Annotated in this window: 31 protein-coding genes; 17 read left to right on the forward strand and 14 right to left on the reverse strand. The window is 43.7% G+C overall.

The genetic code is table 11. From position 1 onward, the window contains the following. Positions 1-22: 22 nt before the first annotated feature. The 3 genes from H6550_14365 to H6550_14375 are packed head-to-tail and all read right to left on the reverse strand — an operon-like array spanning position 23 to position 1,276. The gene (locus tag H6550_14365; GenBank protein ID MCB9047314.1) at positions 23-388 is read right to left on the reverse strand and encodes a DoxX family protein; all 366 of its coding nucleotides are present in this window, start codon (positions 386-388) and stop codon (positions 23-25) included. Between the two features lie 12 nt (positions 389-400). Next, positions 401-835 (reverse strand): VOC family protein, encoded by a 435-nt coding sequence (locus tag H6550_14370; protein MCB9047315.1) that lies wholly within the window; start codon positions 833-835, stop codon positions 401-403. Between the two features lie 33 nt (positions 836-868). Next, positions 869-1,276 carry a VOC family protein gene (locus H6550_14375; GenBank protein MCB9047316.1) on the reverse strand — a complete coding sequence of 136 codons (408 nt, stop codon included), beginning with the start codon at positions 1,274-1,276 and terminating at the stop codon, positions 869-871. Positions 1,277-1,404: 128 nt separating this feature from the next. On the opposite strand from H6550_14375, the gene H6550_14380 reads away from it, so the two are divergent. Further along, positions 1,405-2,385 (forward strand): helix-turn-helix domain-containing protein, encoded by a 981-nt coding sequence (locus H6550_14380; GenBank protein MCB9047317.1) that lies wholly within the window; start codon positions 1,405-1,407, stop codon positions 2,383-2,385. Here H6550_14380 and H6550_14385 read toward each other — a convergent pair whose 3' ends face one another. The 5 genes from H6550_14385 to H6550_14405 all read right to left on the reverse strand — a co-directional run bounded on the left by H6550_14385 (position 2,386) and on the right by H6550_14405 (position 5,589). Continuing rightward, entirely contained in the window at positions 2,386-2,904 is a 519-nt protein-coding gene (locus H6550_14385; GenBank protein ID MCB9047318.1) for a hypothetical protein, read from the reverse strand. Beyond that, positions 2,901-3,710 (reverse strand): hypothetical protein, encoded by an 810-nt coding sequence (locus tag H6550_14390; protein ID MCB9047319.1) that lies wholly within the window; start codon positions 3,708-3,710, stop codon positions 2,901-2,903. Before H6550_14390 ends, H6550_14385 begins: the two co-directional genes overlap by 4 nt. Then, entirely contained in the window at positions 3,697-4,131 is a 435-nt protein-coding gene (locus H6550_14395) for an rRNA adenine methyltransferase (protein ID MCB9047320.1), read from the reverse strand. Before H6550_14395 ends, H6550_14390 begins: the two co-directional genes overlap by 14 nt. A 7-nt stretch (positions 4,132-4,138) precedes the next feature. Continuing rightward, the gene (locus H6550_14400; GenBank protein MCB9047321.1) at positions 4,139-4,726 is read right to left on the reverse strand and encodes a hypothetical protein; all 588 of its coding nucleotides are present in this window, start codon (positions 4,724-4,726) and stop codon (positions 4,139-4,141) included. Positions 4,727-4,848: 122 nt separating this feature from the next. Further along, complete coding sequence (locus H6550_14405) at positions 4,849-5,589, reverse strand: HIRAN domain-containing protein (GenBank protein ID MCB9047322.1); 741 nt, start codon at positions 5,587-5,589, stop codon at positions 4,849-4,851. A gap of 437 nt (positions 5,590-6,026) precedes the next feature. Between H6550_14405 and H6550_14410 the strand changes: the two genes are divergently transcribed. The 4 genes from H6550_14410 to H6550_14425 all read left to right on the forward strand — a co-directional run bounded on the left by H6550_14410 (position 6,027) and on the right by H6550_14425 (position 10,658). Next, positions 6,027-6,476 carry a hypothetical protein gene (locus H6550_14410; protein ID MCB9047323.1) on the forward strand — a complete coding sequence of 150 codons (450 nt, stop codon included), beginning with the start codon at positions 6,027-6,029 and terminating at the stop codon, positions 6,474-6,476. An 845-nt stretch (positions 6,477-7,321) separates the two neighbouring features. Then, entirely contained in the window at positions 7,322-8,422 is a 1,101-nt protein-coding gene (locus H6550_14415) for a Nif3-like dinuclear metal center hexameric protein (protein MCB9047324.1), read from the forward strand. A 3-nt stretch (positions 8,423-8,425) separates the two neighbouring features. Then, positions 8,426-9,187 (forward strand): hypothetical protein, encoded by a 762-nt coding sequence (locus H6550_14420; GenBank protein MCB9047325.1) that lies wholly within the window; start codon positions 8,426-8,428, stop codon positions 9,185-9,187. A gap of 109 nt (positions 9,188-9,296) precedes the next feature. Continuing rightward, positions 9,297-10,658, forward strand: coding sequence for a c-type cytochrome (locus tag H6550_14425; protein MCB9047326.1), 1,362 nt, complete (start codon positions 9,297-9,299; stop codon positions 10,656-10,658). 45 nt (positions 10,659-10,703) lie between these two features. Here H6550_14425 and H6550_14430 read toward each other — a convergent pair whose 3' ends face one another. From H6550_14430 to H6550_14440, 3 genes are read right to left on the reverse strand one after another with little or no spacing between them, the layout of a single operon-like run. Then, positions 10,704-12,119, reverse strand: coding sequence for an alpha/beta hydrolase (locus H6550_14430; GenBank protein MCB9047327.1), 1,416 nt, complete (start codon positions 12,117-12,119; stop codon positions 10,704-10,706). A gap of 5 nt (positions 12,120-12,124) precedes the next feature. Then, on the reverse strand, positions 12,125-12,796 hold the full coding sequence (locus tag H6550_14435) for an SdpI family protein (protein MCB9047328.1): 672 nt from the start codon (positions 12,794-12,796) through the stop codon (positions 12,125-12,127). Continuing rightward, complete coding sequence (locus tag H6550_14440; protein MCB9047329.1) at positions 12,774-13,073, reverse strand: winged helix-turn-helix transcriptional regulator; 300 nt, start codon at positions 13,071-13,073, stop codon at positions 12,774-12,776. Before H6550_14440 ends, H6550_14435 begins: the two co-directional genes overlap by 23 nt. A gap of 375 nt (positions 13,074-13,448) precedes the next feature. Here H6550_14440 and H6550_14445 point away from each other — a divergent pair, with 375 nt between their 5' ends. The 4 genes from H6550_14445 to H6550_14460 all read left to right on the forward strand — a co-directional run bounded on the left by H6550_14445 (position 13,449) and on the right by H6550_14460 (position 15,504). Continuing rightward, positions 13,449-14,015 (forward strand): TetR/AcrR family transcriptional regulator, encoded by a 567-nt coding sequence (locus tag H6550_14445; GenBank protein MCB9047330.1) that lies wholly within the window; start codon positions 13,449-13,451, stop codon positions 14,013-14,015. Between the two features lie 68 nt (positions 14,016-14,083). Then, positions 14,084-14,476 carry a DoxX family protein gene (locus H6550_14450; GenBank protein ID MCB9047331.1) on the forward strand — a complete coding sequence of 131 codons (393 nt, stop codon included), beginning with the start codon at positions 14,084-14,086 and terminating at the stop codon, positions 14,474-14,476. Position 14,477: 1 nt separating this feature from the next. Next, positions 14,478-14,987 carry a hypothetical protein gene (locus H6550_14455; protein ID MCB9047332.1) on the forward strand — a complete coding sequence of 170 codons (510 nt, stop codon included), beginning with the start codon at positions 14,478-14,480 and terminating at the stop codon, positions 14,985-14,987. After that, positions 14,962-15,504, forward strand: a complete 543-nt coding sequence (locus tag H6550_14460) for a redoxin domain-containing protein (GenBank protein ID MCB9047333.1) — start codon at positions 14,962-14,964, stop codon at positions 15,502-15,504. The genes H6550_14455 and H6550_14460 overlap by 26 nt, the downstream gene beginning before the upstream one ends. Before the next feature lie 79 nt (positions 15,505-15,583). On the opposite strand, the gene fbp is transcribed toward H6550_14460, so the two are convergent. Then, a complete protein-coding gene (gene fbp / locus H6550_14465; GenBank protein MCB9047334.1) occupies positions 15,584-16,594 on the reverse strand; it encodes a class 1 fructose-bisphosphatase in 1,011 nt (336 codons plus the stop codon). Between the two features lie 148 nt (positions 16,595-16,742). On the opposite strand from fbp, the gene H6550_14470 reads away from it, so the two are divergent. The 4 genes from H6550_14470 (at position 16,743) to H6550_14485 (ending at position 18,846) form a co-directional block, all read left to right on the forward strand. Then, on the forward strand, positions 16,743-17,684 hold the full coding sequence (locus H6550_14470) for a magnesium transporter CorA family protein (GenBank protein ID MCB9047335.1): 942 nt from the start codon (positions 16,743-16,745) through the stop codon (positions 17,682-17,684). Position 17,685: 1 nt separating this feature from the next. After that, complete coding sequence (locus tag H6550_14475; protein ID MCB9047336.1) at positions 17,686-18,108, forward strand: NUDIX hydrolase; 423 nt, start codon at positions 17,686-17,688, stop codon at positions 18,106-18,108. A gap of 72 nt (positions 18,109-18,180) precedes the next feature. Continuing rightward, on the forward strand, positions 18,181-18,495 hold the full coding sequence (locus H6550_14480) for a hypothetical protein (GenBank protein ID MCB9047337.1): 315 nt from the start codon (positions 18,181-18,183) through the stop codon (positions 18,493-18,495). 111 nt (positions 18,496-18,606) lie between these two features. Continuing rightward, positions 18,607-18,846 (forward strand): hypothetical protein, encoded by a 240-nt coding sequence (locus H6550_14485; GenBank protein MCB9047338.1) that lies wholly within the window; start codon positions 18,607-18,609, stop codon positions 18,844-18,846. A 22-nt stretch (positions 18,847-18,868) separates the two neighbouring features. On the opposite strand, the gene recR is transcribed toward H6550_14485, so the two are convergent. Continuing rightward, the gene (recR, locus tag H6550_14490) at positions 18,869-19,492 is read right to left on the reverse strand and encodes a recombination protein RecR (protein MCB9047339.1); all 624 of its coding nucleotides are present in this window, start codon (positions 19,490-19,492) and stop codon (positions 18,869-18,871) included. Between the two features lie 75 nt (positions 19,493-19,567). Continuing rightward, complete coding sequence (locus tag H6550_14495) at positions 19,568-20,338, reverse strand: T9SS type A sorting domain-containing protein (GenBank protein MCB9047340.1); 771 nt, start codon at positions 20,336-20,338, stop codon at positions 19,568-19,570. Between the two features lie 828 nt (positions 20,339-21,166). On the opposite strand from H6550_14495, the gene H6550_14500 reads away from it, so the two are divergent. From H6550_14500 to H6550_14515, 4 genes are all read left to right on the forward strand, one after another. Further along, positions 21,167-22,270: a hypothetical protein gene (locus tag H6550_14500; protein ID MCB9047341.1), complete on the forward strand. Its 1,104-nt coding sequence runs from the start codon at positions 21,167-21,169 to the stop codon at positions 22,268-22,270. 179 nt (positions 22,271-22,449) lie between these two features. Beyond that, positions 22,450-24,351, forward strand: a complete 1,902-nt coding sequence (gene dnaK / locus H6550_14505; protein ID MCB9047342.1) for a molecular chaperone DnaK — start codon at positions 22,450-22,452, stop codon at positions 24,349-24,351. Between the two features lie 117 nt (positions 24,352-24,468). Beyond that, a complete protein-coding gene (locus tag H6550_14510) occupies positions 24,469-24,885 on the forward strand; it encodes a helix-turn-helix transcriptional regulator (GenBank protein ID MCB9047343.1) in 417 nt (138 codons plus the stop codon). A 73-nt stretch (positions 24,886-24,958) separates the two neighbouring features. Next, the gene (locus H6550_14515; GenBank protein ID MCB9047344.1) at positions 24,959-25,369 is read left to right on the forward strand and encodes a VOC family protein; all 411 of its coding nucleotides are present in this window, start codon (positions 24,959-24,961) and stop codon (positions 25,367-25,369) included. Positions 25,370-25,441: the final 72 nt, after the last annotated feature.

The raw sequence follows: 25,441 nt of genomic DNA on the forward strand, positions 1-25,441 counted from the left end.
TTGTATTGTATCGGCTCTACGATCAAGCTCCATTCAATTTGTGATAAAAGATGTAAGACCCGAATAAGAAACTTATTGGCAATAGCATAAATGACATACCGGGATTAACGCCATAAGAACCTGCCATAGACACGGTCGCTCCTACCAGGTCGTAGAACAATCCCGCGTAAGCCCATTCCTTCAGCCTGGGTAAGCCCGGAATAAGTATTGCGATACAACCCAGAATTTTTGCAACACCCAGGAAACGGGTAACGGTATCATTATAACCTAATGCGGTCATAAACTTATGCGCATCAGCGGTAACCAGAAGGTCAGGAACAGCAGAGAACAGCATAAAAGCTACGAACGGCAAGGTAAACACCCAGTAAAAGATCTTTAATTTTTTCATCGTGTTGTTTTATTAAGGTTGTTGACCATAATCATAACTGATCATCCATTGCACACCATACTTATCTACTACCATCCCAAAATATGAACCCCAGAAAGTCTTGTCCAGCGGCATATTTACCTTACCTCCTTCCAGCAATCCGTTATAGAATTTTTCTGTCTGCTCTTCACTATCTGTACTGATAGATATATTAAAACTATTGCCCCTTGTTGCTTCACCAAAGCCTGCAGGCATATCGCAGCCCATCAGCATACAGCCGTTACCAATAGGTAATGAGATATGAAGGATCTTTTCTGCTTCATCCTCACCAGCAGGTGATGGCACATCGCCGGGTATATCCTTGTTACGCATCACCATGTTGATGTCGCTGCCGAATACTTTACTGTAAAAATTGAATGCTTCTTCGCAATTGCCGTTGTAGGCTACGTGAGCGTTTAATGTTGCCATTGTTTTTATGTTTAAATGATTGATAAATTATTTTTAGTTATCCGCTGGTCCTGCAGGGTCCATGTATATTATCTCCCACATATGCCCGTCTGGGTCTGTAAAGCCCCTGCCATACATCCAGCCGTGATCCTGCGATGGCATAGGCGATGTGCCCCCTGCAGCCAATGCTTTGTTCAACACAATGTCTACCTCTTCCCTGCTTTCTGCCGATATTGCTAATATTGCTTCTGTATTTTTTGTCGCGTCGGCAATTTCCTTTTTCGTGAATGTTTTAAAGAACTCCTCTCGCAGCAGCATAACAAAGATGTTATCACTTACAACCATGCAAGCCGCCTTCTCATCTGTAAACTGCTCATTGAATGAAAAGCCCAGCGCACTATAGAATTTCATCGTTATATCAAGGTCCTTCACCGGCAGGTTCACATATATTTGTCTGTTCATTCTCTTCTTGTTTTTCTTTTGTATAATGTTGACATTGCAAACGTACTTTTTCCATTTCTAATTCATAGAGTGAAAATGCGCCAACTTCGGGGGCTTTTTACGACATGCATTTTATCTATATTTGAACCATGAAACACGTATCTATACTTATACCAAGAAAAGTCATTCTCGCCAGCATGGAAGGAACAAGGCAGATATTTGCGATGGCCAACAACTTTATGGCACAGCAGGGCGCACCTCCATTGTTTCACATACAACTGGTAGGGCTCGATAAGTCTACTCCTGCCGCAGGCGGGCTGTTCACCATCAATGCGGATGCTACCATCAGCGAGGTGAATAAGACCGACCTTGTTATCATTCCTGCTGTAGATGGCGACCTTGGAGAAGCTATAGATATCAACAAAGACTTTGCCCCATGGATAACCAAACAATACGCACAAGGCGCAGAGATAGCCAGCCTTTGCGTGGGCGCCTTCCTGCTGGCATCTACAGGTTTGGTAAATGGCAAGAGCTGCGCAACGCATTGGGTAGCACAAAACGAATTCAGGAAGATGTTCCCTGAAGTGAACCTCGTAACAGAGAAGATCATCACTGAAGATAGTGGCATCTACTCCAGCGGCGGAGCGTTCTCTTACCTCAACCTGATACTGCATATTGTAGAGAAGTTTGCCGGGCGCGAAATGGCACTGTCACTGGCAAAAGTGTTTGCGATAGAAATAGAGCGCGACAACCAGTCAAGGTTCATCATGTTCAACGGGCAAAAGGACCACGAAGATGACGACATCCGCGCCGCACAGGAATATATTGAAAAGAACTACACCGAGAAGCTGTCTGTCGACCAACTGGCCAGTACATTTGCACTGGGTCGCCGCAGCCTGGAGCGACGTTTCAAAAAAGCTACTGCCAATACAGTACAGGAATACATACAACGTGTAAAGATAGAAGCAGCCAAAAAGAACCTGGAAAGCAGCCGCAAAACGGTAAGCGAAGTTATGTACGAAGTAGGCTACAGCGATACCAAAGCATTCCGTACTACATTCAAAAAGATAACAGGGCTATCGCCTATTGAATACAAGAACAGGTATAATAAACTGGCGGAGGCTGTATAGTTATTGCAATAGTGATTGGATGACATCTTCATGTTCATCAAGCCATGCTTCGGCGCATTCAATTGTTATGTCTTCTATATTGTCCGCATTTACATCGGGCCAGTATATCTGCGCATAAAACAAGTCGTCTATATGCGTCCACGCATCATACAGCAAACTGAAATCAGACATCCTGTGAAACGATTCATCCGCTGCAAATGACAGGTTATGCAACGCAGACAGGTTAAGCTGTATATCCTTACCCGAACGTATTTGCAATGCATGGTACGCGGCATAAGCTATTATAGCATTTTCTTCTGAAGGTTCAGCTATGCCCAATTCGTTCAACGTCGTTTCCAGTAGTTTTTCTGTTTCGAAATAATCAGTTGGTTTGTCTGTACCAGCCAAAAGCAGTAGCCCCGGTGTCTCAAATCCCGCTTCCAGCATTTGTATAGCCCAGTCTACCGCATCATTATAGTTGAAAGCTTCTACAACCGGATGCCCAAGCATTTTATATGTCAGTTCAGGATATTGGCTCATGACACGGGTTTATTAACGTGGATATATGTTTTTCGATAGTAACGCAGCTCATGAATGATATTGGCTACCTTCTTCCACTCAAACAAGTGTATAAGCCACGTAGTGAAACGTAGCACGCCCTTAGGCTGCGTCAGCCCATTTGCCAGTTGCGCAATGGTCTTATCGCGGGTAGCTATGCATTCATCTACCTCATCACTTCCCTTTTTGCTATACAGCTCGTTGGCAAACATCCAGGCACCATCCCGCGCGTTATTGATGGTGAACTGCACCAGTATAGAGTTGTTGCCCGATGCATGAAAACCCAGGAAGGATAGTAACGGCGACATTTTAGTGATATCATTCATTACCCCGTAAGACAACGATGCCAGTATGGTGTTTATACCATTAAAGTCACTGAGCATCGTGTTCATTTCCTTATCCTGCAATGTCTCAACGGTAGCAATACCCAGGTCAAGGTTGATGTGTGCGTTGATACCCAGCAGCAGGTGTTGCAACAACAACTTGTTCCTGCTTTTCGTCGCATCAAAAGCTACCTGCCAACTGGCTGTTGGCCGCCCGCCGTCTTTCCATAAATGGTATGCCTCAATATACCTGTTGGCAAACAATACGTCCAGCCGTTCCATACGGGCACCATCCTCAAATTCGTTGTTGGCTATTCCATCCTTCACCCTACAGGTGACCTTATGGTACAATGCAGCGAAAAAGCCCGCACGGTTGCTCGTGCGGGTACAATCTTCCAGTATGCTTTCCAACTCGGTTATTACTTCGTCTATGGTTTGCGGTAACAGTTGTTTACTCGTTTTCATCGGCTACACGTTTTAGCGATTCAGCTACACCACCCTGTATCATTTTACCATAACCATCATCAGGCAAGTGCCTGGTATATTCTGCGGCAAGCTGGTAATTTGTTGTTGCGGCGGCTATGTCATGCAGCTTTTCATAACTCTTGCCTATATTCAGGTATAGCGAAGACAATGCTCCTTTTATACCGGGGTCTTCTATTTTAAGTGCATATAACAAAGAGAGGTCGTTCCATTTCAGTTCTTCCTGCGTATCGTCAAGATTGCGTGCCAGGTAGTGCGCCGCCGTGAACCGTTCAAAATAATCACCCGCAATATCCCATGCCTGCTGATAATACTCTCTCGCACGAGCCATATCGCCCGTACCTTCCGTTATTATACCTTCGGCACATAGTTGCACCACTCTGTTATCGGGGTCAAATATCATCTTTGTCTTACTTGGCCTTATTCAGTGCTTTGGCGCTTTGTTTCAGCGTATTGGTCACGGCCAGCGCCCAGTCACCATAGGTTTCCGTAGTGGTCTTTTGCGCGTCTATCACGCTCTTGTCTTTCTTGTTGATGAACACCGCCCACATATACGCTTTTTTGCTGCTCAGGTAGTTGAAACACTCGGCGATATACAACAAGCCATAACCTTCGCCGGTAATATCATATTCAGACACTATCTTTTTGATATCATCCTCTGTCATCTCGAACGGTTCTGTGCCCATATGCTCGTCATATTTGGCATCTTCGTTCCTTTTGGCAGACATCTTATTCTCTACCTTAAGGTCGTCTTTCCTGTACTTCTTTTTCCATGAGTCCATATCATCGCCACCAAAAGGATTATAGCTCCAGCGGTTCAGGCCTTTACGAACGGTCTTATCGCTCATATAAGCACCGAAGTTCAGAAAACGGGTTTGTGAATAGTCGATGCCATACCACGTAAGGCTCTCACTTTGTTTCACATCGGCCAGGGTTTGTGTTTTGCCCACAAAAGCAGCGCATGCCAGCACCGCGGCAAACAGGATCTTTTTAAACATAAGGGTTAAAATTTTAGTAGGGTAAATATAATAGAGAATGTGCTAAAATCAAGGTGATAGTTGTTTCGTAAGTTTCTATATGCAACAGGGAAGCAAGGATATCATACTGAACTACTATGTGTTCATTCAATAAAAAACTCCAGCAGTTCCTCACCTTTCTTGTTCAGCACACGCCTTACCTCTTCGCTTATTTCGTACATATAAGTAAATATGCCGTCGTCTTTTACACGCACATACCTGCCCGGCTTGTCCATCTCAACGGCATGTTGCGGATAGTATTTTTCAAAGTATGCTTTCACTTCTTCTTTTTCTTGCGGTATAGCATCCAGGTCTATCACCCGTTCTGTACTATCAAAAAGGTCACCCATATCAGGACCTTCTTTTGTTTTTGTATGACCCTTGCCTAATGTACGGTAGTGTGGCGCTTCAATACGCGTCAGGTAGCTGGCATGTGCAGGCAACGCTTTATTTACCTCCTGTACAAAATACACGGCAACAGCAACATTCTCCCACGGCTGAGATTGCTTCTCCAGGTGTGTGATAACGGCGAACAGGCTCAATGCGTCTGCATCTAAAAGATAGCTCAGCATCTCGTTGACAGATGCCGGAACAAAACCTATCTTTCTCCCCTGCCAGTGCAGGGCAATGGCGCAGGAATCATATGTGTTGCCCGGCTCGCGCACCAGTTCCAGCAGGTCACCTTCATTCATACGGTCCAGCAACTGCATACCATCATAGTGGCGGAAACCCGCAACAAAGCATTGCAACAGGTATATCTTTCTGAAGTCTTTGGTAAGTGATACCGGCAGCCTGCCTATAGCTATGGAAGCCAGCAAAGTGCTCAAAAATCCCGAACGGTTCATAATCTTTGTTTGAGGGTTATATTCAGTAAGATGAAATTATTAAAATCTGCGGTAAAAATACGTGTACCCGCTCTTTCCCACTGTTCGGCGTAGTCGCCTGACTACATAGCTTCGGCAGCAAGTCCCCCGACTTGCGTATTACCGCATCTCGTCTTCTTGTTCAGCGTAGTCCCCTGACTTGCGTAATACCACATCTCGCCCTCTGTTTACAACGCTACCCCGTCAAACAACATCCTGCAAATCCTTTTATCCTGCAAGTCCTGATTCAGACATCCCCCCTCAAAAAGTAAGTCACAATACCATTTTATTAATGACGGCTGCTGCGTGTATGTTCCCAATATTTGTGGTACAATATATCTGTAGTAGTTAAGGATATCTTGTACGCGGCTTCCGAAAAGCGGACAAAAGAGTAGGAACCACATAAAAGTATTATCAGTATGAAAAAGGTATTTTTGTTACTAATGATCTGTTTTACGACAGTTATCGGGCAGGCAAACGCTATTGGTTTATCTATCATCATCGCTAAAGGTATCCTCGAAATTGACCCTTACACGCATGCGTATTCTTGTGTCGGCCCTAAGCATATCTGCAATATCATGATTCGCATGGACTGGTCGCTGTCTTCTACCGCAGATGCCGGTTTATTACAAGCAGGCGAAGGCGGTGTTTTCAATAACAATGGCAGCCTCACCATCGCACTGCCTGCATCTACATTAACTGACCCCAACTGGAACCAGGTATTTGTCGGCAACTTCCTGTCACTGTCCGCCGACTACTATTTCACACCGCAAGAGCAAGCTGCATTAGGTGCAAATTGCCCGGCTATGATCCCTGCCGGCAACTATCCCTATGTTATTCAGAATAATGTAGTTGTAATTGCTATATAGCCATGAAGACAGCCCGATGCAGCTATGCACCGCTGCATCGGGCTCATTAAAAAGAACCTTCTTTTCCCACACCATGAATACAGGGCGCATACCTGCTCCGGGGCAAGTTCACAGCAAACAACTGTAAGCTTGCCCCGGGCTTTTTATCCTGTACAAACCTTACCGCCGTTTCCACAACCATACACGCACACAGAATACGATCATTATTTAATTTGCTAAAAAATATATAATTTGTATTTTTGTCATTATTTAATTGACAAGATTATCGGGTTCTGCAATGAGGAACCTGATGATCATATCACAAAGCCAACCATGAAAAATAAAACCCTTATCCTGATACACCGCAACATAATGATGATACTCCCGCCCCTGGAAAAGGGGCTTTTTATGAAATGTTAAGTACAGGAAAAACATGGCTTCACTTAACATTACTTAACAATTGCGCTGTAACTTATTCACAAACAACTACTTGCAAACGCCCGATATTGCCGTCAGTTAAACCCTCCAATACACTACTTAACAAAATAGCGGCAGTTTTCAGGTATCTGATTTCGATAGCTATCGGGACACAACAAAAGATGATTGGCTCCCCTCCTGTTTTTAGGAGGGGTGATTGGCGAACACCTCAAAGGAGTGTGAGCCAATCGGGGTGGTTAACTCGCGAACAACAAAACACCAGCCCGAACGACGTCCGGTCCGGCAGGCAACAAATCCTATTTACTCCCCGGAATAAGATCCCGCTGAAGCTGAGGGTAGGTCAGAGGGATTTATATCTACCCGAACCCGATACAAAACGATACAGAATGACACCATTTTACCTTTTAACTCTTTACTTTTAACCTGATATGCAGATAAAAGACATCATACAAGCTATTGAAACATTTGCCCCGCCCATCTACCAGGAAGGGTACGACAACAGCGGGCTGCAGATAGGCAACCCCAACGACGAGGCCAGAGGCGTGCTCATCAGCCTGGATGTGACCGAAGCTATCCTGGACGAGGCCATACAAAAGGGCATGAATATGGTGGTAGTGCACCACCCCCTCCTCTTCAGCGGGCTGAAACAGATAAGCGGCCGCAACTATATTGAACGTATTGTGCAGAAGGCTATAAAGAATGACATCAACATATACGCCTGCCATACCAACCTGGACAATGTGCGCCACGGCGTAAATGCCAAAATAGCCGAAAAGCTGGGTTTACAGAACACGGCGATACTCACCCCTATGGGTGAAAGCCTGTTGAAACTGTACACCTACGCCCCAAAAGATACGGCGGATAAGGTACGAGATGCCCTGTTTGCGGCAGGTGCGGGCGAGATAGGCAGGTATTACGAATGTAGTTTCAATACGCCCGGCACAGGCACTTTCCGTCCCGGCGAGGGTACTAATCCCGCTATCGGGCAGACGGGCGGACCAAGAGAAGTCGTGGAAGAGGTAAAAATAGAGGTGCTGGTAGACAAAGCCCGCCAGGGACAGGTGCTGAAAGCGCTCTTTGCCGTCCACCCTTACGAGGAGGTAGCCTACGAGCTGGTAACCCTCCGCAACCCCAACCAGGACCTGGGCGCAGGCATGGTAGGCGAGCTGGCAGAGCCGATAGACGAACAGGACTTCCTGGCACACATAAAGAAAAACATGCATACAGAAGTGATCCGGCATACTGCGTTGAAGGGCAAAAAAGTGCGCAAAGTGGCTATTTGCGGAGGTTCGGGCAGTTTTTTACTGAAGGATGCCATCCGCTCCGGGGCCGACTTTTTCATCACGGGCGACTATAAATACCACCAGTTCTTCGATGCGGACGGGCACCTGGTCATAGCCGACATCGGGCACTACGAGAGTGAACAATTTACCTCGGAAATATTCAGAGATATTATTAATAGAAAATTTCCTAATTTTGCCACTCTTTTATCAAGTTTATCAACAAATCCGGTAAATTATTATTATTAATATATGGCAAAAGTTAAAGAGTTTTCGGTCGAAGAAAAGCTGGTAGCAGTGCTTACTTTGCAAAAGATCGATTCAAAGATAGACGAGATCAAAACCCTGCAAGGTGAGTTGCCAATGGAGGTGAAAGACCTGGAGGATGAGATCGAAGGCCTGCAGACCCGTATCAACAACATAGATGCTGAAATAGAAAGCATCAACAGCTTTGTAAAGCAGAAAACAGAAGCTAAGAAAGAAGCCCAGGAGCTGATCAAGAAATATGAGAAGCAACAGGACAACGTGAAGAACAGCCGCGAGTTTGAAGCCATCAACAAAGAGCTGGAAATGCAGGAGCTGGAAGTGAAGCTGAACGACAAGCACATTAAAGATGCAGGTTACGAGATGCGCGACCGCAACGCAGCCAAAGAAAATACCCTGGGTAAAATACAGGATGTAGAAGACAGGCTGAAGGAAAAGAAAGCAGAACTGGAGAAGATCATAGCTGAGACTGATAAAGAAGAAAAAATGCTTGCAGAGAAATCTGAAGCTGCAAAAGAAAAAGTTGACCCACGCCTGCTGACAGCATACGAGCGTATCCGTGGCAGCTACCACAACGGGCTGGCTGTTGTGCCAGTAGTGCGCGACTCATGCGGTGGTTGCTTTAACGTCATCCCTCCTCAGCGCCAGTCAGAGATCCGCCAGCACAAGAAGATCATCGTGTGCGAACACTGCGGCCGTGTGCTGGTAGATGTAGATCTGCACGAAAAAGTGAAAATAGACGGCAAGTAATATTTTCTTAGAAATACTTTAACAGCACCGCCGTGGTTTTAACATAGCGGTGCTTTTTTATTCCGGTATCCATTACCTAATTTCATATACAGCATTTACAGCCCCGCATATGAAAAAGATACTTGCAGCGATATGCATTCTTGCCCCCGCAATATTGGCCTTTACCGGTACTTACGATAATGGTATTACAACCCTACCTGCCAATCCACAGCAACAGGGTGATGCGGAACAAGGGTATACCTACCTTACTACTGGTGACTTCCTAAAAAGTGGCCTGCCCTATGGCGCCTTTATTGCTACTAATGGCAAAGACAAAAACAACTACCTCCAGCGCGAAGGCAAGAATGCCACGCTGGCGCATGGATATAACATGGTAGAAAAGAACGGTATTGAGATGGTGATACCCACCTGTCTGCAATGCCATGCCGAAGAATTTGACGGACAACTGGTGATAGGGCTGGGCAATACTACGCTCGACTTCAGCAAAACATCGCACAGGGATGTAAAAACACGTATAAGCGTATTGAAGGCAATGGCACCCAAACAATATGAAGCGGCAGAACCTTTCCTTACAGCGTTTGCAGCTACCTATCCCTTATTGGAAACGGAAGTGCGTGGTATAAATCCTGCAGATGGCTTAGCGGCTGTCCTTGCGGCGCACAGGGACCCTAAAACACTGGAGTGGAATGATAGTACGATGCTTACACTGCCCAAAGCTATCATACCAACAGACGTACCCGCATGGTGGCTGATGAAAAAGAAGAATGCTATGTTCTATACAGGTTTTGGTCGTGGCGATTTTAGCAAATTTTTGATGTTATCTAATTTACTGACTGTAAAAGATACCGCTGAGGCACGTGAGGTGAGTAGCCATTTTAGCGATGTGCTGGCTTACATCAGGTCGTTGCAACCACCAGCCTATCCTAAAGACATTAACCAAAAGCTGGCAAAAAAAGGGTGGCATATATTTAACGACAACTGTAGTGGCTGTCACGGCACTTATGGAGATAATGGGGAGTATCCCAACCTGCTGGTCCCCACATCTATAGTCCAGACAGACTCAGTGCTATGCAATGCATTTATCGAGAACAAGCCATTCATTGACTGGTTCAACAATAGTTGGTTTGTACAAGGTGAGAACCCGGCACAACTTGTCCCGTTTAAAGGGTACATAGCGCCTCCGCTGGACGGTATATGGGTAACAGCCCCTTATATGCACAATGGCTCCGTACCCACTATTGAGGCTATGCTGAACAGCAGCAAACGCCCGGCTTACTGGAGCAGGGACTATAAAAACCCGGAATATGATTACGTATCAGTTGGATGGAAATACATAGCACATGATGGTCCTGATAAAAAGAAAGTGTATGATACTACATTGCCCGGCTACGGCAATTACGGGCACTACTTTGGCGATGGATTAAGCGATGAAGAGCGGAGTGCAGTGATAGAATACCTGAAGACATTATAACAAAGGGCGACATCAGTCGCCCTTTGTTATCTTATTCAATAATGTTTACTTAACGTTCTTGTCCAGCCAGTCGCCTACTATCTTCAGTACCTCGGGTTTGATGGTCTGTTCCAGCTCTGCATATTCCTGAACGGTACAGGTATTACATTCCTGGAAGAGATGGTTGACACCATGTATTTCTTTTGTTTCATATACTTTCGACTTGCTTTTGGCCAATGCTTTTTCATAGCCGGGCAGGTTCGACTTTGATATTACCTGCATATCCCTGTCACCATTCAATGCAAGTACTTTACAACGCAGCTGCTCCAATACAGGTTGCGGGTCGTAGTGCAGAAAATAGGTCATCCACTTATTCCATACTCCTTCTACAAATTTATCAATAAACACTTGTCGGGATGCACTATCATGAATACCTGTTGTCTGTAATACAACCTGAGAATCAGCCTGAGCCATCCAGTTATCGATGCTTACCTTCATTTTTTCTATCAGTTGTTCTTCTTTACTCGATACCAATACATCATTCACAAGAGCACTATACAGTTCTCCATAGCTATTTGCAGCCGCCTCACTCAGGCCCATGCTTGTCAGTACAGCAATATTCTGCTCTACCATTCCCTGCGATAGCTTTATGCCTGGGCCGGCCATACAGATAATGAAATCTATATCCTTATTATCCGCCGCTACCATCTGGGCTATCATTCCACCCTCACTGTGGCCATACAGACCAATCTTCTTTTTATCTACTTCTTTTCGTGTTTTCAGGTAGGTAATAGCATCCAGTACATCTTTTGCATAATCAGCTGATGTTGCGTTAACACGGCTACCGCCTGTGCGCCCGGTACCTCGGTCGTCAACTCTGAGCACCACATAACCACGCCTGGTCAGGTAGTCCGCAACAACAGCAAATGGTTTATGCTGAAAGATCTCTTCATCCCTGTTTTGTGCGCCCGAACCTGATATAAGTATCAATGCCGGATGTTGTTTATCATCTTTAGGTGTCGTAATAGTAGCTCCATACTCCATACTCTTGGTACTATTATAAAACAAAACATCTTCACTATTGTAAGGGAAAGGAGGCTTAGGTGTCTGCGGACGATTGAGCTGTACCCTGCCTTCCATTCTTTTCAGGCTCAGTGGCACTCCTAACCCATTCTGTGTCCACAGGCCTTCTATCTTATTTACATCTATTACCTTGCCTATATACTCTGCATTGATATTGGTCATGCTTACAATAAGCGTATCGTGGCTGAGTTTTGCCGATGTGCAAGGCATATCTTTGGCATTTTGCATAGGCACATCCAGCGTTGCCTTCAAATCATTATTTTCTCCGGATATATTGAACGCCACAACCAGGTCTTTCACGCCATTCAGCGTTCCATGCCAGCTTCCTTTCAGGTCTATCTGTGCAAAAATTGTATTGAAAGTTACAATGCCGGCCAGCAGCATGATGAGTTTTTTCATTTTTTCTATGCTTTGTTTTTTTGAGTAGTTCTGTAAAAGTTATAAGAATATCCCACTGTAATCACCAGTATTATCAGCACAATACCCGACATGAACATAGCGGCAATTTCAGTTTTATACACGAGGGAAACAAATGTTATCATCAATCCACCTGCAAAGAACAGTTTACCTGCCAACCTGTGCGTATGTTTCCAGTTGTCATCGTTATTCAATGTCCATGGTATGCGTACACCTACAAAACGGTTAGGCCTGATGCTGTACATAACATTGCCGATAAATATGAAGAACATTCCCGTGGCAGGCAGCACGATCTTATTGAACAACATACCATCAGGATTGATACCATTAATGATAATAGCCAATGAGATAATACTCATGAACAAAACCGCCACAAAAGCTATTGTATCGAACATAGGTGGCTTAACACCATGTGTTCTTTTCTTATCTAACTTATGCGCGTTCACTACTACTATATAGGCTACAAGTGTAATTACTGTAACAATAATTGTTTGTACCAGCAAACCGTTCCTGTCGCCCCAGCCATTGGCTTGTCCGGACGCACCAAAGTGCAAGGCTATGCGCGGAGGAAGTTCATTCCACACATAACCAAGATATGCCATCGGCACCAGCAATACTATCATTGCCAGTAGATGTCTAAGAGGATTTTTTGACTGCATGTGCTTTGAATTTTACGGTGTTCTCCGATTGAAATTGCAATACCCACTTTAGTATCTCGTCCACAACCGTGGTATTGAGGGAGTAGGTAATAAACTGGCCCGACTTGACGGAATTGATGAGACCGGCCTGCTTGAGTATATCCAGGTGGTGAGAGATGCTGGGCTTGGAGATATCGAAATGTTCCGCTATCTCGCCAGCCGTCATATCCCGCACCTTCAGTAGCTCCAGTATCTCTCTGCGCGTCTGGTCGTTCAGTGCTTTAAAGAGATTGTTCATACAATTACCATATTTAGTTATTTAGATAATTATCTAATTAGTCAAATATCTAAATACTTTCTTGAACCACCAAATTTTTAACAAAAAAGTTTTGGGAGGGGGGGGAGATTATTCTGAGTTGCAAACAGAGGATGCTGGGGAGGGCTTATTGATTCGGTGACGACACCGATCAATGGGGAAAACCTATAAAAACAGAATCGGGATTAACCCCATACCCTCTGCATAATCTACAGCACTGCTCCATGGGCTTGGGGCTGAAGATATACTACCCCATGCAATTTTACCTGATAAATAATCTTCTACTATAGCCTTATCAGCATATTATTATCGTAGAATACAAGAAATGAATATCTTTGTTAGTGAATACTAACTAACATGGATAGAAAAACCGAAATAATAGAAGCAGCTGCAAGGATAATAGGTAGTGATGGCGTACAGGCCTTTACTACCAAAAGGCTAGCTGCTATGATCGGTATTTCTGAAGCTGCACTATATAGGTACTACAGCGGCAAAGACGAAATCATCCATAAAGTTTTCGAGCATTTTGAAGGTTTGATTGGTCAAAAAATTGCATCTATAGTTGTTGCAGAAATAAATGAGAAAGAAAAAATAGAGACCATATTTGAGATACACAAACACATTTTCGAGGACTACCCCGAGCTGGTATTCCTTTTATTCTCCGAAGGTAGTTTTATAGACATTGCCGGACTCAGCCAAAAAATCAGCGAAATTCTGACCCGCAAATTTTCATTAATGGAATCCCTGATTCAGCAGGGACAAACAAACGGAACAATACGCAACGATATAGCAGCCTATGAGCTGGGCAAGGTGTTAATGGGCTATTTCCGCATGTACCTGCTACAGCTAAGGCTGGAAGGCAATATGAACAACCTGGATAAATACTGTAAAGACTTTTTTAAGACCATCAACAAGTTGATTTAAAAAATTTGCAAATAATTGTTAGTGAACACTTACCAACATAAAATATAATAATTAAACAAGTAGTAAATATGTCAAAAATCAAAACAGTTACGTATTGGCTGACTACAATAGTTATAGCAGCAGCATTTATTATAACAGGTATAGGCAATCTTGTACCGTTTCAACATATAGCAGCAGATATGGCGCACCTTGGGTATCCACCTTATTTTCAAATCATTCTTGGTATATGGAAGATACTGGCAGCCGTGGCCATATTACTACCTAAAGCAAAACGCCTGAAAGAATGGGCTTATGCCGGTATAATATTCGACCTGACAGGTGCTGCGTTTTCACGTTATAGCATGGGTGATGAAGCGGCAATGGTCATCATTCCACTCATGATAGCAAGCCTGGCAAGCGCTTCGTGGATGTTACGCCCGAAAGGCAGAAAGTTACAATCATTAACACCAATCAATAAATAACATGCTTCCAATAATAGTATTAGCCATACAATGTATTCTGAGCCTGATCATCTTTTTTGCACTGGCTAAATGGTACCTGATTCCGCGCATCACTCAAGACAATAAAATGAAGATGTTCGCATTTTTACTTATCATCAACATCTTTAGATATCTGCCCATGTCTTTATATATGCCGGGACAGGTTGCTACTGATTTTCCTGAAGACGTAAAAGCAGTAATCGTATATGGCGACCTGCTATCCTGCATACTGGCACTATCGACACTCTATATGCTTAGGATGCAATACAAAACTGCAACTGTTCTTGGATGGGTATTCTCTATCATTAGCATAACAGATATGATATTGGCACTATCAGTAGCTATGTATGAGAAAGTATACGAATTGCATCTGGGTGTAAATTACTTCACAGTAGTAGTATACGTTCCGCTATTGATGATAGTACAGGCTTTGATTCTAAAAATATTACTAAACAAAAACATACCTGATGCAGCTATTAAAACAAGGGGATAATGCACCTGTATTAATAACAAAAGACCTGTATGGTAAGGAATATAAAACAGGCAAAAACGACAACTGGACATTTTTATCTTTTCATCGCTTTTCGGCATGCCCGTTTTGCAATACCCGCACACATGAATTAAAGATGGCCTACCCAAAATTCAAGGAGCAGAACATAGAGATATACAGCATATGGCCGTCAACAGCAGAAAGCATGAAAGAGTATATTAATAATGATCAGGGCAGCTTTCCGCTGATACCGGATAAGCAGCAAATACTATTTGAAGCCTATGTTGTTACGCATCGCTCTGCAGTATCAGCACTGCGCCTTTTAGCAAAACCTTTGTTGATGACAAAGGCTATGAAAAACACCAAAAAGAATATGCGTATAGATGGTGTGGTAGATTTGCACCCGGCAAATTTTTTGGTTAATCCTGATGGAGTAATAGTGCTGGCACATTATGGCAAACACTATGCAGACCACCTACCGTTGCAAGAAATATTTGCAGCAAGAAATACATTTGCGTAAATCAATAAGTATTTAGGTAAAAACAAAAAAGGCGCTGAACAATCAGCGCCTTTTTTTATTAAAAGTTATATAGTCTTGATTAACCTTTTACAAAGCTCAGCGCCTTTTCTACCATATTCTTCGAACCGATGAATATAGGTACACGCTGGTGCAGTTCTGTAGGTTGTACATCCAGTATCCTTTCTTTACCTGTAGTAGCCACACCGCCTGCAGCTTCCATCAGGAAACCCATAGGGTTGCACTCGTATTGCAGGCGCAGTTTACCATTGGCGTTCTTCTTATCTGCCGGGTACATGAATATACCGCCTTTTATCAGCGTACGGTGCATATCTGCCACCATTGAGCCTATGTAACGATGTGAGAACGGGCGGCCTTCTGCCTTGTTATCCTCCATGCAGTAATCAAGGTATGCTTTCATGCCATCGTCATACTTGCAGGTATTGCCCTGGTTCACAGAATATATCTTACCGTCCTCTTTACATTTCATATCAGGATGAGACAGGCAAAACTCACCAATTGAAGGCTCCAGCGTAAAACCATTCACGCCAAACCTTGTAGCATATACCAGCATGGTACTGCTGCCATATATCACATAGCCCGCTGTCATCAGCTTGTTGCCCGGCTGCAGAAAATCTTCTTTAGTACATGGACCACCCAGCGGGCTTACACGCTTGTACACAGAAAATATAGTACCTATAGAAGCATTTACGTCGATATTAGAAGAACCATCCAGCGGGTCGAACAATACCACGTATTTTGAATTCATTGAAAATTCGTCGTCGAAAGCGATGAAATCATCATTCTCTTCAGAAGCAATACCCGCACAGTCAGCACTGTTGCGCAACACACTGATCAGTGCCTCGTCGGCAAACACGTCCAGCTTCATTTGTTCCTCACCCTGCACATTGGTAGCGCCATGCTGGCCCAGTATATCTACCAGTCCTGCCTTCAGCACTTGTTTATTGATGATCTTACAGGCCAGGCCTATATCCCTGAGTATGGCCGATAACTCGCCTGTTGCCTGGGGAAACCTTCTTGTTTCCTGGATAGTGAACTCGTCCAGGGGCATTAATCTTCTTTGCTGCTTCATATATAAATATTACAATGTGGCTGCAAAATTAAGAAACGCAGCCCGATAATCATTTACTTAAATTAATATACCTTACAGCGGCCAAAAGGTTTACTTTACAATATATAGAAGCTACCTTTGCGAAGCCAATAAACACAAGCGCGAGGGCGTGGTACAATATTTCAAAAATATCAATCGTCAGACCCAGGAGGTACAGGGGCCGGAAGGCGCCAACTGGATCAATGTGACGCCACCCTTCCAGGAGAATGAGATCAACAACCTCTCAGAGCACCTGCACATTCCACGCGACCTGCTGACGGATACACTGGATATAGAAGAACGTGCCCGTTATGAAGAAGAGGACGGCGTAAAGCTCATTATCCTGAAAACCCCGGTAGAGAATAAATCGCTGAACGAAAGTGACGCCGATTATGTGACCATACCCATATCTATTATCATTACCGAGCGCAACCAGGTAATTACGGTCAACTCGTTTGAGAACGTTGCCATACGCCGTTTTCTGAACACTTTTGCCAAGCGCCACCCTGAGCGCCCTAATATGATGGTGCTGAAGATATTCGAGAAGGTGGTCATGGACTTTATCGAAGTGCTGAAAGAGATCAACCACCGTCGTAACATACTGGAACAGAAACTGTATGACAGTAACCGTAACGAGGAACTGCTGTACCTGATGCGTGTGCAAAAGAGCCTGGTGTACTTTGTAACGGCGCTGCGCAGCAACGAGTTACTGCTGATGAAAATGGAGCGCACCAATTTTCTTAATTGCGACGAGGAAGAACGCGAATTGCTGAGTGACCTTGTCATCGAGTTCTCACAGGCGCATGAAATGGCGAATACATATACCAACATCCTCAACAGTACCATGGATGCCTTTGCCAGCATCATCAACAATAATATGAACCTGGTAATGAAACGCCTTACCAGTATCACGATACTTATATCATTACCTACGCTCATAGCTAGCTTTTATGGCATGAACGTGCCCATACCCTACCAGGAGGGGCATTTCAGCTTTTACATCCCGGTTATCCTATCGCTTATCGTATCCACTGTTATGACGTTGTATTTCAACAAAAAACGCTGGTTCTGATATGAGTAGCGGCAAACGTTTCAACATACGCGTGTATGGCATATGGATGCTCGAAGGCCGTGTACTGGTGAATGAAGAGACCATCCGGAATAAGAACTACATCAAATTTATTGGCGGCGGGCTGGAATATGGGGAGGGTGTCATTAACTGCCTGCACCGGGAGTGGAAAGAAGAGCTGAACCTGGATATAAAAGTGCTGGAACATTTTTACACTACCGAGTTCTTCCAGGAATCTTATTTCGACGAATCGCAGGTGATAAGTATCTACTACCTGGTAGAGCCCCTGCATCCTGACCCATATATCATCAATACCAACCCTCAGGAATATACACACTGGATAAAAGTAGAGGACATTACCCCAGATACTTTCAGTCTGCCGATAGACAAGGTTGTGGGCAAAAAGCTGCGCGAACGTTTCTTATAAAACATTGTTAAATACCTCTACTTGCCACTCAGTTAGCATGGTATTTGTTTTTATATCTGTAAAAAGACAATTATGAACAAACTACAATTACTGGCTACGGCTGCTTTGGTAGCAATATCAGCACAAGGTTTCGCGCAGGAAAAGACTGCCGTAAGGGCTTCTGAAATAGCAAGCCCTGCTCAAACAAAAGCGAACAGCAATATGGCAGACGCGGCCAAAGCCCAAACTGTTGCTGTTGAAAATTATGAGGCTATGGATAGAATGCAAAGGGATGAGCGCATGAGAAGCACCCTGCATACTGATACGAGGCCGGGGACTGCGCCTGCTAATATAACAATGGCTGCAACACAACCTCAAACAGCTGTAAGCTATAGTATAAGTAAATAAGTATTTAAAGACTTTGGTAGAGGTATAGTACCTCTACCAAAGTAAAATTGACTATTGTATTGAATAATTATTGTTTCAATTAACCGATATTTGTGCTTCAATCAATAAAGTATGATTCGGAGTTACAACCTGCTGTTTTTAGTATTATCTGCTGCTATCTTATCTACAGGATGCGCAAGTATGATCGTTGCAGAAGATAATACCCCAACTGGCAGCAATACTAATTTTCCGGCTTCTTCCACTTCACCACAAAGCAATAATACCCAGCCACCCACCAACATGTCAATCGACGTAAAAAGTTCGAATGTAAAAGACGTATCACCTTCTAATGAGAAAGTGATATTAGAGTAACTATCAACAGGCGCAATTCCTGTTATCCCTTCATACTTACATAATTCTCAATAGGCAGGCGTTTGGCAATACTACGCGCCAGTGTCATTTCATCTGCATACTCCAGCTCACCACCAAAGGCTATGCCACGTGCGATCGTGGTAATATTCACCGGCAGATCCTTCATCTGGCGGGCTATGTAATATACTGTCGTATCACCCTCAATAGTAGGGCTCAAAGCCATGATCAGCTCTTCCACACCATTTTTCTCCACCCGCTCGTGCAACGATACAATATTCAGTTGTTCGGGGCCGATACCATCCAGCGGGGAAAGGATACCGCCCAGCAGGTGGTACAGCCCGTTATATTGTTGGGTACTCTCTATGGCTATCACGTCACGGATGCTCTCTACAACACATACCTGTGTATGGTTACGGCCTTTATTAGCACATATCTCGCACAGCTCACTATCAGATACATTGTGGCAGGATTTACAGAACTTGATCTCGTGCCGCATACGCGATATGGCTTCCGTAAAAGCGTCTACCTCTTCGGTCTCTTTTTTCAGTAAATGCAGCACCATGCGCAGGGCGGTTTTTTTGCCTATGCCCGGCAGTTTGGCAAATTCATTTACTGCGTCCTCTATCAGCTTCGAAGAAAAAACCATGTTGCTAAGTTACATGTAGTACACAAAAAAGCCCTGTAAAATTTACAGGGCTTTTAGAAATTATGTTATTCAATATTATTGAATGGTCAGTTTACCTGTTGTCAGGTCGCTGCCCACATACAACTGGTAAACATATATACCGCTGCGCAGTTTGTCTGTATCAACACGGAAATTGTGCTGTCCGGCATTCATTGTGCCTTTGTCAACATTCAGAACAGTACGGCCTGTAACGTCTAACACAACCAATTTAACAGTAGCAGGAGAATTGTTTTCGAAAGCAACCTGGGTATAGTATGAAGCAGGGTTAGGGAATACCTTAACACTGTTTGCACCAACACCCTGGATATCTTCTATACCAACTGTTTTTTTCCACAGGAAAGTAGCGCAAGCCCTGTTGTTAGAAGTGCTGATCGGAGTCATATTAGGGTCTGCGATGGTATCACCCTGGGGTCCTCTTGGAAATGCGAAGAAGCAGAAAGTCCTTTGAGAGTCAGCAGCACCGGTATAATTGCTTGGAGTAAGGCCCGTAAATGTAATATGTAAAGTATCTCCTGTTTTCAAAGGCTTATGGTACCTTAACCAAGTAGTACCGCTCTGGCCACCAATAGACAGGTTTACCAGGCTGTTTTGTATAGCCATATACCATAAAATACTGTCTCCGGTGTATTTTATAGAATCTGGACCTAGGTTCGTAACAATTGCATCTACGTTGAAAGAGCCGCCGGCTGTCAGGATAGTAGAAGAGGTCGGGCTAGCCAGAGTAACCTTTATGTCAGATGTTCTCTGAGCAAAGGAGTTTGCTGCAAATGCAACAAATAAGATCATTAATAAGTAAATACGCTTCATATTTAAGTTTTTAGAGTGAAGGGCTAAAGATAGTTAAAAAACAGACTATTTTAATTTCTCATTAAGGTTTATTAAGGGAATCTTCCGGGAAACACCCGTTTGTTTAGCTTCTAGTTAAGATTGTGACAATTAAATTTCATTTAGATGACAGATCATTAGCTCAGGAGGCAATAAACGCTTACAAATAGTTGACATTCTTATACTTAAACCCTGATCCATAATAGTAACAAAACCGATATTAAGATATTTTACTTTGAAAAATGTAGAAATTTACGTACATTTGTTATATAAAAATTAAAATATATCGCAGTGAGTACCGATCATACTAATACATTAAACATATGTTATATAACTGGTTGTATCTCTTCAATTAGCTGGTCAGTTCAATCACTGTTGTTACAGGAGAAATACCATCAATTACTTAACAACCGAACACAGCGAACTCGTTAAGGCCGAAAACAATCATCAATTACTTAACAACTGAGCTTGCGAACTCGTTAAGGCCGAAAACAATCATCAATTACTTAACAACACTTAACAACTTAAATCACAAACAGATGAATATCAGTCACTTAATAAAAACAAATACTAACTTCCGGTTAAATAAAATGCTTAACATTTTAAGAAAAAACGGCCCGTTACTTAACAAATACGGCCATTATAGCACATTCCCCCATTACCAAATTAAAGTAACACACCATTACCCTCCTCCGTCTACATCAGTTTGTCAGCTACATATCATAAAAACCGCATTCGTATATCATTTTCGTAAACTTTGGGCTATTATTTTATCTTTGCTCACTTATAATAAATAACTACTGCTAAGCAATGAGACTATTATTGACCGCTTTGTGTGGCATCGTACTAATGGGGATGTACAGTTGTAAAGAAGATTTTACGGTTGCTGCACCCTACAGGAATATCACCATCGTTTCGGGTATTTTAGACAGGGCCGACTCTGTGCACTATATCCGCATACAAAAAGCCTTTATGGATGAGAATGGCAGTGCCATAGACATGTCAAAAGTGCCGGACAGCAGTTTCTACCCCCAGGCCGACCTGGTAGTGACTCTGAATGAGTGGGACAGTGCACGTACCAAAATAACCGGCAGCGTAGTGCTGAACCGCGTAGATATGAACCAGGAAGGAGCGAATTATGTAAAAGAGCCAGCAATCAGCGAACAGCAGTTCTTTACCATGCCAAACTACGCGTACAAGTTTGAAAATAAAGATCTTCCGTTGAACCCAAGGCGCTGGTACCAGATGATCATCAACAACAAAAAGACAGGGCTTATAGACTCGTCTGACCTGGTAGGCATCGTCAACAGCGACTCCAACCGCTACCTGGATGGCTTTTATATACAGGATTTCACCCTGGCGGTGTATAAAGTAGCCTTTACCAGAACCACTACTACATCGCGCTACCGCCTGTTTACCTTCATGCCCCGCAATGGCAGGATGGTAGAAGGATATATCCGCTTCAATTATGTAGATAAAGACATCACAACAGGCGCCAAAACACGCAGGTATGTAGACTATAAATTTGATGAGGAACTGGCTGTAACCAAAGCAGGTTCCAGCTTCGAGCTGAGCACTCTGAATTCTGATATTTATGGTTTCCTGTACTCGTCCATCGGGCCGGCACCGGAAAATATCGAGCGATATATGGACAGTTGCGACCTGTTTATTTATGCTGCCAGCCCTGAAATATATTATTACAAGACCATCAACCTGGGTCAGGCCGGCGGCCTGACAGGGGATAATATCCAACCCAACTACACCAATTTCAAGGGCAGTAATGTATTGGGTGTGCTGGGATCAAGGGGTGTTAGAACTTATTACAACGCTGCTATTGAGAAAGTTACGCTGGATTCGCTGATGATCAACCCAACTACAGAATCGCTGCGTATACGTGGTGTGTCAGAGGATTGACAATATTACATTTAAACTTCATTCATAATGCCTTAATGTACCAACATTAGGGCATTTTTGTTTCAGATTGACAGTATGGCTGACATTATTACCGAAGATTGGCAAATGGCATGTGTATTGACATATAGACAGTACAGCGAAAGCTGAATTACTAATTACAACAACAAGGAAAATATATTATGGGAAAAATTATTGGAATAGATCTGGGTACAACCAACTCATGCGTTGCAGTAATGGAAGGAAATGAGCCGGTAGTTATAGCAAATGACGAAGGCCGCCGTACTACCCCTTCGGTAGTAGCTTTTTTAAAGAACGGAGAGCGTAAAGTGGGCGACCCCGCTAAGCGCCAGGCCATTACCAACCCGCACAACACCATCATGTCCATCAAGCGTTTCATGGGACGTATGTACAATGAAATAGGCGATGAAATGGAACACTCAGCTTATAAAGTGGTGAAAGGTGACAACAACACCCCTCGTGTGGATATTGATGGCCGCATGTACACCCCGCAGGAAATATCGGCAATGATCCTGCAAAAGATGAAGAAAACAGCCGAAGAGTTCCTGGGACAGGATGTAACCGAAGCGGTAGTAACCGTACCTGCCTACTTTAACGATGCTCAGCGCCAGGCTACCAAAGAAGCCGGTGAGATAGCAGGACTGACAGTACGCCGTATTATCAACGAGCCTACAGCTGCGGCGCTGGCTTACGGACTGGACAAACAACATAAAGACAGCAAGATAGTTGTATTCGACCTGGGTGGCGGTACGTTTGACGTATCAGTACTCGAACTGGGCGATGGTATATTCGAAGTAAAATCAACCAACGGTGATACGCACCTGGGGGGTGATGACTTTGATAAAGTGATCATGGACTGGCTGGCAGACGAGTTTAAGGCTGACGAAGCTATAGACCTGCGCAAAGACCCTATGGCATGGCAGCGCCTGAAAGAAAGTGCTGAAAAAGCCAAGATAGAGCTGTCTTCTTCTCAGGAAACAGAGATCAACCTGCCATATATTACAGCTGTTGACGGGGTGCCTAAACACCTGGTACGCAAACTGAGCCGCTCTAAATTCGAGTCGCTGGCAGACAGCCTGGTACAGCGTACACTGGAGCCATGCCAGAAAGCATTGAAAGATGCCGGCATGAATCCTTCTGACATTGACGAAGTGATACTGGTAGGTGGTTCTACACGTATCCCTAAAATACAGGAAGTAGTAGAAAAATTCTTTGGCAAAAAGCCGAACAAGAGCGTAAACCCTGACGAAGTAGTAGCAATAGGTGCCGCGATACAGGGTGGTGTACTGACAGGTGATGTAAAAGACGTACTGCTGCTGGACGTTACACCGCTTTCTCTGGGTATCGAAACTATGGGTGGCGTGATGACCAAACTGATAGAGGCCAACACAACCATACCTACCAAGAAGAGCGAAACATTCTCTACCGCTGCTGATAATCAGCCAAGTGTTGAGATCAACGTTCTGCAAGGTGAACGCCCGATGTCGAAAGACAACAAATCGCTGGGACGCTTCATACTGGACGGCATACCACCGGCACCACGCGGCGTACCCCAGGTTGAAGTAACCTTCGACATTGATGCGAACGGTATATTGAATGTAAGTGCGAAAGATAAAGGCACCGGCAAACAACAGAACATACGCATCGAAGCAGGTAGCGGTCTGAGCAAAGAAGAGATAGAAAAAATGAAGAACGAGGCCAAAGCAAACGAAGAAGCGGACAAGAAAGTACGCGAGCGCGTTGAGAAAATGAACATGGCAGACGGCCTGGTATTCCAGTCAGAAAAACAACTGAAAGAGTATGGCGACAAACTGCCTGCCGATCAGAAATCTACTATCGAAGCGGCTGTAGCCAAGCTGAAAGAAGCACACAAAGCTGAAGATATGGACAACATTGACAAGGCAATGGAAGAGCTGAACAATGCATGGCAGGCTGCCAGCCAGCACATGTACAACGATCAGGGTGCAGGCCAGCAGGGACAACCCCAGCCTGAAGGAAATGCAGGTGGCGCTGATGATGTTTCGGACGTAGAGTTTGAAGAAGTAAAAGAAGACGGTAAGTAATACTTACCCGGTCTAATAAATAAAAATGCCGCCTGATAGGCGGCATTTTTATTTATTAGACAAATAGAATATGAAATATGTAAATTTACTTGCTTGTAGACATCATAATAGCTACGTATGCGTAATAAATTTACCCACTTAAAAACATATCAATACAAACGGATCGTAGATGCAAAGCTCTTCATCGATGATAACTTTATCGATACGATAGATATAAATAGTATAGCGCTGAAAGCAAGTTTCTCAAAATTTCATTTCTTACGTCTATTCAAAAAAGTCTACGGAAGTTCTCCTCATCAATATATCATCAATAAGCGTATCGGACATGCAAAACTTGAATTGAAAAGAACAAATAAATCCGTCTCAGAAATATGTCTACATACCGGATTTGATAGCCCGGCGTCCTTTTCTCATCTTTTCAAGAAAATGACCACAGTATCTCCAACTGAGTATCGCAGGATCATAAGAGCGAATGAACAAATACTCAAAATAAAACCACTCAGCGGGGTTCCGGGGTGCTTTCAGTTGATATAGCAAAATATAAAAAAGCAATTTTTGACAAGACCGTTTTTACTTTCGATGCTAAGTTTGTTGAAAACATAACCATATGATCAGCAAATTAACACATACGTTCATTTATGTCTCAGACCAGGATGAGTCTGTAACGTTTTACACCGAAATATTAGGTTTTGAATTGAAAGCAAATATACCCCTGGGCCCGGATAAGAAATGGGTTACAGTATCACCACCTGCCAATAAGGATTTAGAGATCGTTTTAATGAAAGCATCAGAAGGACCATTCTATACACGTGAAATGGCGGAAGAAATCAATCAAATGGTATCAAATGGTACACTTGGATGGTGCGTTTTCGAATGCAAGGATATTTATGCCACTTATGAGGAACTAAAAAGGAAAGGTGTAATATTTAAGGCTCCGCCTATGGAAACGCCTTCAGGCGTTTCAGCCAGTTTCAAGGATAATTCAGGCAATTGGTTTAGTCTTAACCAATCTGCGTGATAGCTAACATATTGCCCATTCTATAAAGCGAAAGAACTTACTTTTCAGTAACTTTCGGCAACAGCTGGAAAG

Source organism: Chitinophagales bacterium (genome assembly GCA_020636495.1).
Classification (GTDB): Bacteria; Bacteroidota; Bacteroidia; order Chitinophagales; family Chitinophagaceae; genus UBA5543.

What these genes read in the sequence shown, in the direction of transcription:
- H6550_14365 (MCB9047314.1), bottom strand. Translation starts at nt 388, where the DNA reads ATGAAAAAATTAAAGATCTTTTACTGGGTGTTTACCTTGCCGTTCGTA.
- H6550_14370 (MCB9047315.1), bottom strand. Translation starts at nt 835, where the DNA reads ATGGCAACATTAAACGCTCACGTAGCCTACAACGGCAATTGCGAAGAA.
- H6550_14375 (MCB9047316.1), bottom strand. Translation starts at nt 1,276, where the DNA reads ATGAACAGACAAATATATGTGAACCTGCCGGTGAAGGACCTTGATATA.
- H6550_14380 (MCB9047317.1), top strand. Translation starts at nt 1,405, where the DNA reads ATGAAACACGTATCTATACTTATACCAAGAAAAGTCATTCTCGCCAGC.
- H6550_14385 (MCB9047318.1), bottom strand. Translation starts at nt 2,904, where the DNA reads ATGAGCCAATATCCTGAACTGACATATAAAATGCTTGGGCATCCGGTT.
- H6550_14390 (MCB9047319.1), bottom strand. Translation starts at nt 3,710, where the DNA reads ATGAAAACGAGTAAACAACTGTTACCGCAAACCATAGACGAAGTAATA.
- H6550_14395 (MCB9047320.1), bottom strand. Translation starts at nt 4,131, where the DNA reads ATGATATTTGACCCCGATAACAGAGTGGTGCAACTATGTGCCGAAGGT.
- H6550_14400 (MCB9047321.1), bottom strand. Translation starts at nt 4,726, where the DNA reads ATGTTTAAAAAGATCCTGTTTGCCGCGGTGCTGGCATGCGCTGCTTTT.
- H6550_14405 (MCB9047322.1), bottom strand. Translation starts at nt 5,589, where the DNA reads ATGAACCGTTCGGGATTTTTGAGCACTTTGCTGGCTTCCATAGCTATA.
- H6550_14410 (MCB9047323.1), top strand. Translation starts at nt 6,027, where the DNA reads ATGAAAAAGGTATTTTTGTTACTAATGATCTGTTTTACGACAGTTATC.
- H6550_14415 (MCB9047324.1), top strand. Translation starts at nt 7,322, where the DNA reads ATGCAGATAAAAGACATCATACAAGCTATTGAAACATTTGCCCCGCCC.
- H6550_14420 (MCB9047325.1), top strand. Translation starts at nt 8,426, where the DNA reads ATGGCAAAAGTTAAAGAGTTTTCGGTCGAAGAAAAGCTGGTAGCAGTG.
- H6550_14425 (MCB9047326.1), top strand. Translation starts at nt 9,297, where the DNA reads ATGAAAAAGATACTTGCAGCGATATGCATTCTTGCCCCCGCAATATTG.
- H6550_14430 (MCB9047327.1), bottom strand. Translation starts at nt 12,119, where the DNA reads ATGAAAAAACTCATCATGCTGCTGGCCGGCATTGTAACTTTCAATACA.
- H6550_14435 (MCB9047328.1), bottom strand. Translation starts at nt 12,796, where the DNA reads ATGCAGTCAAAAAATCCTCTTAGACATCTACTGGCAATGATAGTATTG.
- H6550_14440 (MCB9047329.1), bottom strand. Translation starts at nt 13,073, where the DNA reads ATGAACAATCTCTTTAAAGCACTGAACGACCAGACGCGCAGAGAGATA.
- H6550_14445 (MCB9047330.1), top strand. Translation starts at nt 13,449, where the DNA reads ATGGATAGAAAAACCGAAATAATAGAAGCAGCTGCAAGGATAATAGGT.
- H6550_14450 (MCB9047331.1), top strand. Translation starts at nt 14,084, where the DNA reads ATGTCAAAAATCAAAACAGTTACGTATTGGCTGACTACAATAGTTATA.
- H6550_14455 (MCB9047332.1), top strand. Translation starts at nt 14,478, where the DNA reads ATGCTTCCAATAATAGTATTAGCCATACAATGTATTCTGAGCCTGATC.
- H6550_14460 (MCB9047333.1), top strand. Translation starts at nt 14,962, where the DNA reads ATGCAGCTATTAAAACAAGGGGATAATGCACCTGTATTAATAACAAAA.
- fbp (MCB9047334.1), bottom strand. Translation starts at nt 16,594, where the DNA reads ATGAAGCAGCAAAGAAGATTAATGCCCCTGGACGAGTTCACTATCCAG.
- H6550_14475 (MCB9047336.1), top strand. Translation starts at nt 17,686, where the DNA reads ATGAGTAGCGGCAAACGTTTCAACATACGCGTGTATGGCATATGGATG.
- H6550_14480 (MCB9047337.1), top strand. Translation starts at nt 18,181, where the DNA reads ATGAACAAACTACAATTACTGGCTACGGCTGCTTTGGTAGCAATATCA.
- H6550_14485 (MCB9047338.1), top strand. Translation starts at nt 18,607, where the DNA reads ATGATTCGGAGTTACAACCTGCTGTTTTTAGTATTATCTGCTGCTATC.
- recR (MCB9047339.1), bottom strand. Translation starts at nt 19,492, where the DNA reads ATGGTTTTTTCTTCGAAGCTGATAGAGGACGCAGTAAATGAATTTGCC.
- H6550_14495 (MCB9047340.1), bottom strand. Translation starts at nt 20,338, where the DNA reads ATGAAGCGTATTTACTTATTAATGATCTTATTTGTTGCATTTGCAGCA.
- H6550_14500 (MCB9047341.1), top strand. Translation starts at nt 21,167, where the DNA reads ATGAGACTATTATTGACCGCTTTGTGTGGCATCGTACTAATGGGGATG.
- dnaK (MCB9047342.1), top strand. Translation starts at nt 22,450, where the DNA reads ATGGGAAAAATTATTGGAATAGATCTGGGTACAACCAACTCATGCGTT.
- H6550_14510 (MCB9047343.1), top strand. Translation starts at nt 24,469, where the DNA reads ATGCGTAATAAATTTACCCACTTAAAAACATATCAATACAAACGGATC.
- H6550_14515 (MCB9047344.1), top strand. Translation starts at nt 24,959, where the DNA reads ATGATCAGCAAATTAACACATACGTTCATTTATGTCTCAGACCAGGAT.